13 protein-coding genes are annotated in these 14,118 nt (G+C 53.8%); 4 read left to right on the forward strand and 9 right to left on the reverse strand.

Features of this window, described 5'->3' with window-relative positions; all coding sequences use genetic code 11:
- On the reverse strand, positions 1-1,458 hold the full coding sequence (gene gatA / locus GS3922_RS14195) for an Asp-tRNA(Asn)/Glu-tRNA(Gln) amidotransferase subunit GatA (RefSeq protein ID WP_063166876.1): 1,458 nt from the start codon (positions 1,456-1,458) through the stop codon (positions 1-3).
- Between the two features lie 12 nt (positions 1,459-1,470).
- The gene (gatC, locus tag GS3922_RS14200; RefSeq protein WP_020958508.1) at positions 1,471-1,761 is read right to left on the reverse strand and encodes an Asp-tRNA(Asn)/Glu-tRNA(Gln) amidotransferase subunit GatC; all 291 of its coding nucleotides are present in this window, start codon (positions 1,759-1,761) and stop codon (positions 1,471-1,473) included.
- Between the two features lie 120 nt (positions 1,762-1,881).
- Here gatC and GS3922_RS17430 point away from each other — a divergent pair, with 120 nt between their 5' ends.
- The 4 genes from GS3922_RS17430 (at position 1,882) to GS3922_RS14215 (ending at position 5,245) form a co-directional block, all read left to right on the forward strand.
- Positions 1,882-2,091: a Uma2 family endonuclease gene (locus GS3922_RS17430; protein WP_225995675.1), complete on the forward strand. Its 210-nt coding sequence runs from the start codon at positions 1,882-1,884 to the stop codon at positions 2,089-2,091.
- 167 nt (positions 2,092-2,258) lie between these two features.
- A complete protein-coding gene (locus GS3922_RS14205) occupies positions 2,259-2,918 on the forward strand; it encodes a hypothetical protein (protein WP_063166877.1) in 660 nt (219 codons plus the stop codon).
- Positions 2,902-3,675 (forward strand): VOC family protein, encoded by a 774-nt coding sequence (locus tag GS3922_RS14210; protein WP_063166878.1) that lies wholly within the window; start codon positions 2,902-2,904, stop codon positions 3,673-3,675. The genes GS3922_RS14205 and GS3922_RS14210 overlap by 17 nt, the downstream gene beginning before the upstream one ends.
- A 94-nt stretch (positions 3,676-3,769) precedes the next feature.
- The gene (locus GS3922_RS14215; RefSeq protein ID WP_082816578.1) at positions 3,770-5,245 is read left to right on the forward strand and encodes a flavin monoamine oxidase family protein; all 1,476 of its coding nucleotides are present in this window, start codon (positions 3,770-3,772) and stop codon (positions 5,243-5,245) included.
- 83 nt (positions 5,246-5,328) lie between these two features.
- On the opposite strand, the gene GS3922_RS14220 is transcribed toward GS3922_RS14215, so the two are convergent.
- The 7 genes from GS3922_RS14220 to GS3922_RS14250 all read right to left on the reverse strand — a co-directional run bounded on the left by GS3922_RS14220 (position 5,329) and on the right by GS3922_RS14250 (position 14,116).
- The gene (locus GS3922_RS14220) at positions 5,329-5,889 is read right to left on the reverse strand and encodes an LOG family protein (RefSeq protein ID WP_063166879.1); all 561 of its coding nucleotides are present in this window, start codon (positions 5,887-5,889) and stop codon (positions 5,329-5,331) included.
- A gap of 463 nt (positions 5,890-6,352) precedes the next feature.
- Positions 6,353-7,576, reverse strand: a complete 1,224-nt coding sequence (locus tag GS3922_RS14225; RefSeq protein WP_063166880.1) for a CamS family sex pheromone protein — start codon at positions 7,574-7,576, stop codon at positions 6,353-6,355.
- Positions 7,573-9,585, reverse strand: coding sequence for an NAD-dependent DNA ligase LigA (ligA, locus tag GS3922_RS14230; protein WP_063166881.1), 2,013 nt, complete (start codon positions 9,583-9,585; stop codon positions 7,573-7,575). The genes GS3922_RS14225 and ligA overlap by 4 nt, the downstream gene beginning before the upstream one ends.
- A 21-nt stretch (positions 9,586-9,606) precedes the next feature.
- Positions 9,607-11,781, reverse strand: a complete 2,175-nt coding sequence (pcrA, locus tag GS3922_RS14235; RefSeq protein WP_063166882.1) for a DNA helicase PcrA — start codon at positions 11,779-11,781, stop codon at positions 9,607-9,609.
- Between the two features lie 28 nt (positions 11,782-11,809).
- Complete coding sequence (pcrB, locus tag GS3922_RS14240) at positions 11,810-12,529, reverse strand: heptaprenylglyceryl phosphate synthase (RefSeq protein WP_063166883.1); 720 nt, start codon at positions 12,527-12,529, stop codon at positions 11,810-11,812.
- Between the two features lie 106 nt (positions 12,530-12,635).
- Positions 12,636-12,953 carry a YerC/YecD family TrpR-related protein gene (locus tag GS3922_RS14245; RefSeq protein ID WP_063166884.1) on the reverse strand — a complete coding sequence of 106 codons (318 nt, stop codon included), beginning with the start codon at positions 12,951-12,953 and terminating at the stop codon, positions 12,636-12,638.
- 146 nt (positions 12,954-13,099) lie between these two features.
- Positions 13,100-14,116 carry a DUF3048 domain-containing protein gene (locus tag GS3922_RS14250; RefSeq protein WP_063166885.1) on the reverse strand — a complete coding sequence of 339 codons (1,017 nt, stop codon included), beginning with the start codon at positions 14,114-14,116 and terminating at the stop codon, positions 13,100-13,102.
- Positions 14,117-14,118: the final 2 nt, after the last annotated feature.

Genomic DNA, 14,118 nt, shown 5'->3' on the forward strand with positions numbered 1-14,118 from the left:
TTACAACACCGGTTTTTGCTTATGGTAGTCGGTCGCTTGTTCAAAAGCGTGGGCGACGCGGTAGACGGTGCTTTCATCAAAGTGCTTGCCGATAATTTGCAAGCCGACCGGCAAGCCATCGACAAAGCCGCACGGCACGGAAATCGCCGGTACACCCGCAAGGTTGACTGGAATCGTTAAAATGTCGTTCATGTACATCGTCAGCGGATCACTCGTTTTCTCGCCGATTTGAAACGCTGGCGTCGGCGTTGTCGGGCCGATGATGACGTCATATCGTTCAAATACGTTTTCGAAGTCGCGCTTGATCAACGTCCGAACTTTTTGCGCTTTTTTGTAATACGCATCGTAATAGCCCGAGCTTAACGCGAACGTCCCGAGCATAATGCGGCGCTTGACCTCCGCCCCAAACCCTTCGCTTCGCGTCAGTTTATACATATCGATCAAGTTTTTCGCGTTGTCCGTCCGATAGCCGTAGCGGACGCCGTCAAAGCGAGCCAAGTTCGCTGATGCCTCGGACGAAGCGAGCAAATAGTACGTCGCCAAGGCGTATTTTGAATGCGGCAGCGACACTTCTTCCCACGCCGCTCCAAGTTTCTCGAGCACATTGAGCGCAGCAAGCACTGACTGGCGCACGCCTTCATCGACGCCTTCACCTAAATATTCTTTCGGCACAGCGATTTTCAACCCTTTGATATCGCCCGTTAACGCCTCCACATAGTTCGGCACTGGAATGTTCGCTGAAGTCGAATCCATCGGGTCGACGCCCGCGATCGCTTGCAATACATACGCGTTGTCTTCGACCGTGCGCGTAATCGGGCCGATTTGGTCCAGCGACGACGCAAACGCAACAAGCCCGAAGCGCGAGACGCGTCCGTACGTCGGCTTCAAGCCAACAACCCCGCAAAACGCTGCCGGCTGGCGGATCGAACCGCCCGTATCCGAGCCGAGCGCAAACGGCACTTCGCCGGCCGCCACCGCCGCCGCCGAACCGCCGCTGGAACCGCCCGGAACGCGCTCTAAGTCCCACGGGTTGCGCGTCAGCTGAAACCCGGAGTTTTCCGTCGACGAGCCCATGGCGAACTCGTCCATGTTCAACTTCCCGATCGTGATCGTCCCTGCGGCATTCAACCGCTCCATGACAGTGGCGTCGTAAATCGGGTCAAAGTTGTACAAAATTTTGCTGGCGCATGTCGTACGCAGCCCTTTTGTGACGATGTTGTCTTTAATGCCGATCGGCAAGCCGAACAGCGGGTTCGTTTCTTCGCCTTTGGCGAGCTGGTTATCCAACTCTTTCGCTTTCGCCCGCGCCTGTTCTTCATTTAATGTTAAAAACGCTTGCACTTTCTCTTCCACTTCATCGATGCGGCGGTACGATTCGTCGACTAAATCGAAAATCGACACTTCTTTTTTCTTCAGCAACGTATGTAATTCTGACACGGAATGGTCAAAAAGCGACATAAATCCCCCTCCTTACTCTAAAATGGCCGGCACACGGAACTGGCCGTCTTGCTGATCTGGCGCGTTTTTCAACACTTCTTCGCGCGGCAGCCCCGGTTCTGGAATATCCTCGCGCATCACGTTTCTCATATCAAGCACGTGCGATGTCGGCGGTACGTTTTCCGTATCCAGCTCATTCAACTGCTCGGCAAACGTAATGATGGCATCAAGCTGTTTCGTAAACATCTCCGCCTCTTCCTCCGTAATCGCCAACCGCGCTAGGTCGGCGACGTGTTTGACTTGGTCAATGGAAATTCGCGACATAGTTTCACCTCCAACGAGTTCGACCTATCACAATACCATGATGATACCAAACTTTCATCGAATGAAGCAACAGTTGCCGCGTGTTCTGGGCGAGAATCAATCTACATATTCGCGATGCAAATGTTTCACAACTATGAACAAACTGGTGTCAGAGAATACTGGATTGTCGATCCGGTTCATGAGACCGTCGAAAAATATGCCTTGCAAGATCAAAAGTTTCACCAAGTGCAAGTGCACTATAAAGATGAAACGATTCCCCCTATATTTTTCCAAAACTCTTCATCTCATTGCCAAACGTATTTGCTTCCATGTGAACATCTCATATTTTAGATGCTACTGACAAAAACCGGGAGGATTGTTGGGCATCGATATGGAGTAAACCGTTGACAAACAAGGAATATGAAGGAGTTTGTCCGCCATGGATGTTCAAATTTTCTTGATTGACAACCCCGAACGTATGTACTATAATGGCCATAACAGACGAAAAAGGGGGGATCATGACGATGAGTGACGCTTTGCTCGCCCAAGTGCTCGACCGCCTAAGCGCCATGGATGGCACGCTGCAAAAGCTCGTAGAAGGCCAAGAGCGGCTCGAGCGAGAACAAATCGCCATTCGCCACGAACAAGAAGAAATTCGGAAAGAGCAACAAGAAATTCGGAGAGAACAGCAAGAAATCCGAAAAGAACAACAAGAGATCCGAAAAGAACAGCAAGAAATCCGAAAAGAACAGCAGGAAATCCGAAAAGAACAGCAGGAAATCCGAAAAGAACAGCAGGAAATCCGCTTGGAACAACAGCGTCTGAGCCAAGAACAAGATTCGCTTCGCGCCGGGCAAAAGGAATTGAACGGCATCGTGGCCGCTCTTCTCCACCGCCAAGACGAAACAGACGCCAAACTAGAAGCTCTCGCCGCCGATGTCCACCATCTTCACCAAGAATTTGCCTCATTGAAACAAACGGTGGACCGCCTCGAACAGAAAATGGATTCCCGCTATGAGCAATTGGCTGCCCAAATCGAAGACATCAAGCTGGACTTGAATTTTATCGCCCATCGCACCGTCGATAACGAACGCATCATCTACAAGCTTAAAGAAATGCTGTTCCGCTCATCTATTCCCAATACAGAAGGAGTTCGCCGCCATGAACGTCGCGTTTGACCATCTCGTTCATTTAACCGAGCGCCCCGAACAAGCGAAAGCAGCGTTTGAGCAATTAGGGTTTACGACCTCCCATGGCGGCCGCCATGAGGCATGGGGAACGTATAACGCGTTATGCTATTTCGCGCCGCTAAGCTACATCGAATGGATCGGCATCGCCGATGAGCAGACAGCGAACGCCTGCCAAAATCCGCTTATTGCCCAACTTGTCGCTGACCGTCAAGAGGGGAATGGCTTCTCCCAGTTTGCCTTTCGAACGAACGATATCCAACAGCTGGCTGCACAGCTCAAAAGCAAAGGATTCACTCCGATCGGGCCGTTCCCCGGCAGCCGCCAGCGCGATGACGGCAAGTTATTGACGTGGTCGATGCTGTTTATCCGAGACGATGCAGACGGCGCGTGCCGCTACCCGTTTTTCATCCAGTGGGACGAGCGCGATGACGTGCGGATGAACGAGCTGGCGCCGCTCATGCGCCATCCGATCGGATCTCCCTCCCTGTCGTCCATCAGCATCTATACGCTTGATCTCGACCGCGCCGTCAACAGCTACCGTCGGCTGTTTGATTTGCCGGCAGCGAATGTGGGGCGCGATGAGGCGGGGACCTATGCCGAACTAACGGTTGGCGGCGTCAGCCTCCGCTTTTACCAAGCAGACGAACCCCCGTCGACAAGGCCGTTTGCGTGCCGCATCGTCGGCAGCAAGCTGCAGCGCCGCCTCGAGCTGGCCGGAGGGACGTATATCTTTTCCGAATTGTGACCACACCCCACATATCCTCCTTTGCCGCTGAATAGGATGGAATAACCGCAGCTCCATCCAAGGAAGCTGCCCCATGGCAAAGGAGGATGGACACGTGGCGCATCCGTATGTTTCTCCGAGGCTGCCAATGGAGACGATGATCTCGATCATTCGAAACGGATTAAAGAAACCATCCGCTCCGAAAACGGTCGTCATTATCGGCGCCGGCATGGCTGGGCTTGTCGCGGCGTCATTGTTGAAACAGGCAGGCCATCGCATCACCGTTCTTGAAGCGTCTGGGCGGGTCGGCGGCCGAATTTACACGCTCCGCTCCGACTTCCGCGACGATCAGTATCTCGAGGCGGGCGCGATGCGCATCCCGCACACCCATCCATTGACATTGGAATATATCAAAAAATTCAACTTGCCGCTCCACCCGTTTATCAACAGCACCCCGCGCGACATTTTCTATTTTCGCGGCGTCAAAGCGCGCCTGAGCGAATACGAGCGGCATCCCGATCTCTTCGGCTTTCCCGTCGCCCCTCACGAACGGGGCAAAACCGCTTCCGAACTGTTGCAAATGGCCATTCGTCCGGTCATTCAATTCATTGAACAACATCCCGAACGACATTGGCCGATTGTCATCGAACGGCTCGACCGCTATTCGCTGGACGCCTATTTGCGCTACAACCCATTCGGCCCGAGGCTGTCGGTAGGAGCCATCGACATGATCAAAGCCGTTCTCTCGCTTGAAGGCTTCCCGGAATTGTCGTTTCTTGAAGTGTTGCGCGAACTGATGGTCTTGTTTACGCCGAACATTCGCTTTTATGAAATCGCCGGCGGCAATGACCAGCTTCCCAAAGCTTTTTTGCCGCAGCTGAAGGACGAGATTCTCTTTAGTCATAAAGTGCAAAAAATCGTCCAAACCCCAAACAACGTCACCGTCCATGCGACCCATACGAAGATTTTCCAGCCGTTTCAAATCACCGCCGATCGGGTGATCGTCACCATCCCGTTTTCGGTTTTGCAGTTTGTCGACATCGAACCGCGCCATTCGTTTTCCGAGAACAAATGGAAGGCCATTCGCGAATTGCATTATGCCGGCTCAACGAAAACGGGCATCCAGTTTAAAACAAGGTTTTGGGAAAAAGAAGGGATGTTCGGCGGTAAAACCGTGTCGGATCTGCCGATTCGATACACCCAATATCCGAGCCAAGGCATCGGCACGGCAGGGCCTGGCGTCGTCTTAGCGAGCTATACGTGGGAAGACGACACGATCCCGTGGGACAGCTTAAGCGATGAGGAGCGGCTTGAATACACGCTCAAAAACTTAGCCGTCCTCCATGGGGAACAAGTGTACCGCGAATTTGAAACTGGAACAAGCCATAGTTGGGTGCGCAATCCGTACTCGGGCGGCGCCTTTACGATGATGAAACCGAATCAAGTGACAGAACTCTCCCCTTATATCGCTCTCCCTGAAGGAAGGGTCCATTTTGCCGGCGAACATGCGTCCACCCACCACGGCTGGATTCAAGGAGCGATTGAATCCGGCATTTGCGCCGCCTATGAAGTAAACAAGGCACCGGCTTGACGAATCACCGGCAGCCTGCGCCATCGTTTCTATCGGCCATGAGAGATCAAATGGGCCGCCATTGGAGCCTAAAAGATCCGTCATCATCGCTGCCCGCGATGATGACGGAACAGGCTCATCCGCTCATACAGCGTCGGAACATCCTCGGCGCTCACGATCAGTTCCAGATCTTGTGGAGCGGCAAATCCATGCTGCACCGTATGGCGAAGCAAGTCAAGAAGCGGGTCGAAAAAGCCGTCGACATTGAGTAGGCCGATCGGTTTTTGGTGAAGGCCGACGCGCGACCACGAGAGCACTTCAAACAATTCTTCGTACGTTCCGTATCCCCCGGGCAGAGCGATAAACCCGTCGGCCGCCTCGTTCATTTTCGCCTTGCGCGTATGCATCGTATCGACGACCAACAACTCGTTCAGCCGATCATGCGCCACTTCCCGATCTTTCAAAAACTGTGGAATGATCCCGATAACGCGCCCTTGGTGGCTTAGCACGGCCTCAGCCACCTCCCCCATCAGCCCGGCCTTTCCGCCGCCGTAAATGAGCGTAATGCCGCGGCGGGCGAAAAACGCTCCGAGCTCCCGCGCCGCTTCTTTATACTTGCCGTTCTGTCCATAGCTTGATCCACAAAATACACAAATGGCTTTCATTGATATCCACACCTTTACCCGCGTATGTTTGGAACAAACGCCCCCATTTGGATCCCATCATGACAAAGGCAACCGTTCCCATCCGATCTCAAAAAGCTGTCTCTGAACCATCATTTTACCAATCCTTCGTCCGTCAAGCAAAGCGCCGCTTCTACCGATTCGCTCCATGTTAGGCGAAACCGGTACGCAGTGTTATGGATTGCGCATTGATCGAATACAATCACCGCAGCCATGTTCACAGACTTGGAAGGCTCGTGAAAAACAGCGATCGCTCCTGGCTGACGTCGGATGACGTGAAACGAGAAGCTGATCACACAAGGTTTCCCTATTTGAGAAACAGGGCGGTGAAGCAACCTGCTCCTTGAAAAACATCATCGTTTGTCGCCGGCCTTCTAAACGCTTCATATCAGCAAAACATCCTCCCCAGCTGATCTGGAGAGGATGTCGTGCCATGGTTGGTTTGTCATCGATAAATATGCACAAACGGCTCGTTTACTTTCGCTTGACGTACAATAAGACTTTCTGGCTGGCCGGTTGAAGAGATGTAAACGTTGACCGTGATGTAATCCGGGAACTTCTCCATTACTAAGCCGGTGACATATTGCGTAAAACCGATCACTTCCATTTTACCATAAAACGGAATCGTTATGTTGATCGTCAGCTTTTGGAGATGATCGTTGACATACAGCCCTTTGCCGACGATGCCGGTGTAATTCGGGAAAAAGTCCTCAACGTCTGATTTAAAATTATTGAATTTCAGCCAATCGTCGCGGTGATTTTTTTCCGCTTCATCGGACGGGAATAAGTAATATTCCTCGTTCACCGCTTCCCACTTGTCAATCGTGCTGCTCCCTTCATCGACGTGGGTGACCGCGAAAAAATGCCCCGGAGTGACAGACGAGCGCGGCGCTTGCTTGTATAAGGCAATCGTGATCGGTACACTGCCAAGCCCTTTTATATTTCGCAGCCGTTTTAGCACCTCGGCGGCAATCTGTTTTCCTTCCCGTTCAATGACATCATCTTTGATTTTCACCTCGCGCGGGTAGCCTTGCTCAGTCGAGTAATAGTGAACGGAGTTGAGCGCCAATCCAATGGCAACACCGCCGAGTTTCACCTTATCGTTGTCCACTTTCACTAAATAGTCGTGCTCCAAAATGCTCGCCAAATAAATCGGACTTTGCTTGTTTTTTTGCTCGTTCGTTCCCGTATCGCTGATCGGCGGATTTAAGCCGATGTTGTCTTCCGGCTTCATTTTCTCTTCTTTTAGCTGATTGTTCGTCCGCTTCCGGGCGAGCCATTTTCCAACTGTCTCACCGTCCAAATATTGCCCCTCTTGGAACAAGTAATCGTCCGGGGAAAATTGTTCGGAGGCCAAGCGCATGAGCCCGGTCTCAAATTCATCGACATCAAGGCGCGTATTTAAGTCGTTGACGACCTGGCCGCGCGCCCCGGACGGTTTAAACGGCAAGACCACGCGGTAATGCGAATCGGAAATGTTGTATTTTGGAATGACGGCTTCTTGTTCTTTGCTTCCTTTGTTTTGCACAACTTCTTCGCCTTGGTCAAATTTTGGCGCACACGCAGACAACAAACAGAAGGAGGCGAGCCCGAGGACGGCGAGCCGCTTTCGGGCCCGCTTTGTCCAACGGCAGGCAACCAAGCTGCTAATGATTGAGATTCGTTTCATTGTTCCTCCCTGCTTATCTCTTGCAAAAATCGTGTTTCATCCCAAATCTCAATGCCAAGCTGCTGAGCTTTATCGAGCTTTGAACCGGCATCTTCACCGGCGATGACGATGTCGGTGCTGCGGCTGACGCTGCCGGTGACACGACCGCCGAGCCGCTCGATTTGTTCTTTCGCTTCATTTCGTGACATCGACGCAAGTTTGCCGGTCAGGACGACCGTTTTGCCGGCCAGCACCGATGAGGCTGGCGTTTCAGCCGTCCGTTTCCGTCCTTTGTATGCCATATTGACACCATAGGTGCGCAGCTCATTCAACAACTCAACCGCTTCCGGCTGGGAAAAATAAGTGGTAATCGAGTCAGCCATTTTTTCCCCGATCTCCGGCACGGCCATCAATTCGTCTTTTGTCGCTGCCTCGAGACGCTCCATCGTTTCGAAATGTTCGGCCAACAGCTGGGCTGCCTTCGCCCCGACATAACGGATACCAAGGCCGAATAACAGCCGCTCGAGCGAGTTTTGTTTTGACGCTTCAATCGCCGTCAGCAAATTCGCCGCTGATTTTTCGCCCATCCGCTCTAGACTGACAAGCTGTTCTTTCGTCAGCCGGTACAAATCGGCGACATCGCGGACAAGGCCGGCGTTAAACAGCTGGGTGACGACTTTTTCCCCCAGCCCTTCAATGTTCATCGCTGCCCTTGAGGCGAAATGGATGAGCCGTTCGCGCAGCTGGGCCGGACACTTCGGATTTAAGCAGCGGAGCGCCACTTCTCCTTCAAGGCGAACGAGTTCGCTTTTGCATTCCGGACAATGCGTCGGCATCGTAAACGGCACCTCGTCCCCGTCGCGTCGGTCCACGACGACGCCGACGACTTCCGGGATAATGTCGCCCGCCTTTTTAATAATGACAGCATCGCCGATGCGGATATCTTTCTCACGAATAAAATCTTCGTTATGAAGGGTGGCGCGTTGCACGGTCGTTCCGGCGACGCGAACCGGCTCCAGGATCGCCGTCGGGGTGACAACGCCGGTACGGCCGACATTCACCTCAATGCCGATCAGCGTTGTGACCACTTCTTCAGCCGGGAATTTGTAGGCGATCGCCCAGCGCGGGCTTTTCGCCGTCGCCCCGAGCTGCCGCTGTTGGGCAAACGAATCAACTTTAATGACGATGCCGTCGATCTCATATGGCAGCTGCGGCCGTTTTTCGTGCCACTCGTTGACAAACGCGATCACTTCATCGATCGTGGCGCAGCGCCGCCGCTCCGGATTCACTTTGAACCCGAGCGCCTGCAAGTAGCCGAGCGCCGCGCTATGCGAGTCAATGCCCAGCTCTTCGGCATTGGCTAGCCCATAGACGAACAAATCGAGCTGGCGCGAGGCCGCCACTTTCGGATCGAGCTGGCGGAGCGAGCCCGCCGCGGCGTTGCGCGGATTGGCAAACAGCTCTTCCCCGCGCGCTTGACGCTCCTTGTTGAGACGCAAAAACGACGCTTTCGGCATAAACGCCTCGCCCCGCGCCTCAAGCGACACCGGCTCGTTGAGACGCAGCGGCAGCGAGCGGATCGTCTTCAAATTTTCCGTAATGTCTTCCCCTGTCGTTCCGTCGCCGCGCGTCGCCCCCTGGACGAAATAACCGTCTTCATAGCGGACCGAGACGGCAAGGCCATCAATTTTCAATTCGCACACATACGCCGCCTCACCGACTTCTTGGCGGACGCGGCGGTCAAAATCGCGCAAATCGCCTTCGTGAAACGCGTTCGCTAAGCTCATCATCGGGACGCGATGCATCACCTTGCGAAACGCCTCAAGCGGCGGGCCGCCGATGCGCTGAGTCGGCGAATCGCTCGTTTTTAGCTCCGGATACTGTTCCTCAATGGCGATGAGCTCTCGCATCAACCGGTCGTACTCGGCATCCGGGACAGACGGCCGGTCAAGCACATAATATTCATATCCGTAGCGGTTTAACCGTTCGCGCAGCTCGGCCGCGCGCCGTTCGGCTTGTTGGCGGTCCATACGTTCACCCGTTCTCCTTTCTTACACTTTCTCAATCGGTGCAAATTTGGCGAGCAGCCGTTTAATGCCGGTCGGACTCGGGAAGGCGATGTCAAGTTCTTGATCGTCGCCGCCGCCGCGGACGCTGACGACTGTGCCGACTCCCCATTTCCGGTGGTTCGCCCGGTCGCCGACTTTCCAGCCCCCGACGGCGCCGTTTCCATGCGAACGCGAGACGGCCGGACGTGAAGCTGCTGTTTGGCGGCGCGAAGCCGTCTCAAGCAAATGCGCCGGAATTTCATCTAAAAAACGCGACGGCGGGTTCATTTGAATGTTGCCAAACAACGTCCGCATTTGCGCGCTCGACAACACGAGTTCTTCTTCCGCACGGGTGATGCCGACGTACGCCAGCCGCCGCTCTTCCTCCATCTCGTCTTCGTCATCAAGCGAACGGTTGTGCGGGAAAATGCCTTCTTCCATGCCGATCAAAAAGACGACCGGAAACTCGAGTCCTTTAGCAGCATGAAGCGTCATTAACACGACCGCATCCCCTTCTGCCGTTTGGTCGTTGCCGTTTAGCTCGTCCAAATCGGAAATGAGCGCCAAGTCGGTTAAAAAGGCGACGAGCGATTTATCATCGCTCACGTTTTCAAAATGCTTCGTCACCGATAAAAACTCATCAAGGTTCTCGAGCCGGCTTTGCGCTTCAATCGTTCGCTCCGCCTTGAGCATGTCGCGATAGCCGGATTTGTCGAGCACTTCTTCGACGAGTTCGGTAACGGAGACGTATTCCTGCAGCTGTGTCCATTGCTCGAGCTGGCCGCGGAACGCCGCGAGCGCACCGGCCGCCTTCGCGCTCAGGCTGACCATCTCGAGCTCTCCAAGCGCTTCAAACAGCGACAGCTCGTGCTCCGCCGCGTAGCGGACGAGCTTATCGATCGTCGAGGCGCCGATGCCGCGCTTCGGCACATTAATGATGCGAAGCAGGCTTAAATCGTCATCCGGATTGGCAATGACGCGCAAATAGGCAAGAATATCTTTAATTTCTTTCCGGTCATAGAACTTTAAGCCGCCGACAATTTGGTACGGAATGTTCGCTTTTAACAACATTTCCTCAATGACGCGCGACTGGGCGTTCGTCCGGTACAGCACCGCAAAATCGCTGTACCGGCGCGTCCCGCGCTCCACCGCCTCTTGAATGCGGCCGGCGACAAACTGCGCTTCGTCCGCTTCGTTCATCGCTTCGTAATAGATGATCGGCTTCCCTTCCGGATTTTCCGTCCAAAGCCGCTTCGGCTTCCGATTGACGTTATGTTCAATCACTTCGTTCGCCGCCTGCAAAATGCGCTTCGTTGAACGGTAGTTTTGCTCGAGCAAAATGACTTTTGCGTTCGGATAATCGCGCTCAAACGATAAAATGTTTTGGATATCCGCCCCGCGCCAGCGATAAATCGACTGATCGGCGTCGCCGACGGCGCAAATGTTTCGGAACCGCTCGGCCAGCTTTTTGACAAGCGTATATTGAGCGCGGTTCGTATCCTGATACTCATCAATGTGGATGTACTGGAATTTATATTGATAATATTGAAGCACGTCTGGCACGCGGTCAAACAGCTGGATCGTCGTCATGATCAAATCGTCAAAGTCAAGCGAATGGTTGCGGAGAAGACGCTGCTGGTATTCTTGATACACATCGCTGACAATGGTTTCGTAATACGTCGAGGCCCGCTTCGCAAATTGTTCCGGCGCGAGCAAATCGTTTTTCGCTCCGCTGATCGTGCCTAAAATCGTCCGTGGCTCAAATTTTTTCGGATCGATGTTCTTTTCTTTTAAAATCGTTTTGATCACCGAAAGCTGGTCGGTCGGATCGAGGATCGAAAAATTGCGGTTAATGCCGATGCGGTCAATGTCGCGGCGTAAAATGCGGACGCACATCGAATGGAACGTCGAAATCCAGACGTCTTCCGCCGCTCCGCCTAAGAGCGCTTGCACGCGTTCCCGCATTTCGCGCGCCGCCTTATTCGTAAACGTAATGGCCAAAATGTTCCATGGCGCGACATGCTTTTCCGCCATTAAATAGGCGATTCGGTGCGTCAACACGCGCGTTTTCCCGCTCCCCGCCCCGGCCATAATGAGCAGCGGGCCTTCCGTTGTTTTGACCGCCTCTTGCTGCTCCTTGTTTAGATGAGCGAGCAACTTTTCAGACAAAAAATTCATCGTTTCCACCACCAATAAAACATATGTTCTATTTTACACCATTCATCCCATTTTCGCCAGCGATCCGCTTGACCGCCTCCACCGTCGCCAGCGCGCTTTCAAACGAACTGTAAACAGCGTTGCCGACGACGACCGTATCGGCATAGCGGGCCATTTCCGCCGCCTGTTCCGGCGCCGTAATGCCGCCGCCGTAAACGAGCTGCGTTCGGCTGAGCACTCGTTTCACTTTTTCCACTAGCGCCGGATTGCCGTACACGCCGCTATATTCGAGATAAAAGATCGGCAGCTTGTACAGATGCTCAGCGAGGCGGGCATACGCCACGACGTCATCGTCATCGAGCGCTGTATCAGCCTCCGTCAGCTTCGCCGCCTTGCATTCCCGGTTTAAAATGCAATAGCCTTCGGCGAAAATTTCATCCCAATTCATGACGTCGCCATACTGTTTTACCGCCTCATGATGCCGTCCGATCACCCACTCGACATGGCGGCTGTTTAACACCATCGGAATGAAATACGCATCAAATCCCGGCGTCAACGCGTCCATATCGGTCACTTCGAGCGCGCATGGCACCGAGAAGCGACGGATGCGGGCCAATAAATCGAGCACGCCATCGAGCGTCACCCCATCCGTTCCGCCAACGATGACGGCATCCGTTCCGGACTCGCAAAGACGCTCAAGGCGCTCGTCATCGATCGGCTTGTTCGGGTCTAGTTTAAACACATGGCGCCAAGCGCGAATCTCTTCCATGACAAAATCCCTCCACGTCATTACTCCATTGTTTCATTATAACAAATCCACAAAAAGAAAAGGAGTTCCTTTTCAGATGGAAGGAATCTCCTTGCAGCGCTGGACGTTATGCTTCGTTGGCCGTCTCGTGTTCTTCCTCTTTAATGCGGTCAAGCGCCATCGCATAGGCGTCATTGCCGTAATTGAGGCAACGTTTGACACGCGAAATGGTCGCTGTGCTCGCCCCGGTTTCCGTTTCGATTTTATGGTACGTATACCCTTCGCGCAACATGCGCGCCACCTCGAGCCGCTGAGCGAGCGCTTGAATTTCATTCACCGTGCATAAATCGTCGAAAAAGCGGTAGCACTCCTCTACATCACGCAGCGATAAAATGGCTTTAAACAGTTGATCGAGCTCTCTGCCGCGCAGCTTATCAATTTGCATGCCTGTTTCCTCCTTACGTTTAGCGAGAAAATATTCTAATCCGCGGCAGCCATATATGTCTCTCCGAAAGCCGCCTGCGGACATTTTCTATCCACATCACCCCATCGGCCGGCCCCAGCCCTTGGTAAACAAAGCAGGCTGTCCCGTCATTTCCATTGCACGATCGCCAGTTCCGGAACGATGTGGATCCACGTCTTCCCCGGCACGAATCCGATCGGAACCCCGTCGCGGTACGGCAGCAACCGCCCATCGACGTTTTTCCATTCGATCGGCTGGATGACACCGTTTTGTAACAAGTAGCCTTTACCGCCGGACGTTACGTCAATGTCGCGCCGTCCGTAACTGTCGATCACCTGGTGGCGGGCGGCGACGATCATCACGTTTTGCACCGCGACCGGGTCATGCGTATCGTAATCGATCGTTTGCTCACCGCCGCTGTATCGGTAATACCCTTTTTGTTCCGGCGCATATCGGTATTCGACTTGGGCATACGCCCGGTGCGAATAGATAATGCGAACCGTCTCGGCCTTCTCCCCGCTTGGCTCATCGTCGCGAAACGGCAGCGGGGCAATATCAGCTGTCCACGCATATCCGTTTTGCTCGGCTCCTTTTTCAATGTCAGCGAACGTAATGTATGAGTTATGCGGCGCCTTGCGGAATGAGACGCGCTGAAACAGCGTGCCGTCATAGAACAATCCATTCAAATAGTCAGTCCCGCCCCGCTCAAGCCGCGTTCTTGCCTCCGGGCTCCAGCCATGGCAAACGTAAATCGCATGGTAGCCGTCGCTCAAATCAATATAGTAGTCGCGCGCACTCCGCACCGGTCCAACCCGCTCGGGCAGCTCGCTTTGATACAGCGCTAAAAAGCGGGTGATATCTCCCTCGGCGAGCACCTCATACACGATGTCCGCCTGGCGGAGGCCCGACTGCGGACGCGCCTTCGGATGATTGTTGATCATGACGCCGACAACGCGTTGATGAACGTCCCCCTCTGCCGGCAATCCGGTCAGCGGAAACGTTTGTTTTTCCTCTCCCGGGGACTCGGCCGACTGCTCGTGCACCGGATTTGGCTTGGCCGGCTCAGTTCGTTTTGGCCCGCTTTCAGCGGTGCAGCCGCCTAGTAACAGCACCGCGCAACTGATGGCAAACAGCCAGCGTTTCAATG

The sequence above is a fragment of the Geobacillus subterraneus genome, assembly GCF_001618685.1.
GTDB classification, from domain to species: Bacteria; Bacillota; Bacilli; order Bacillales; family Anoxybacillaceae; genus Geobacillus; species Geobacillus subterraneus.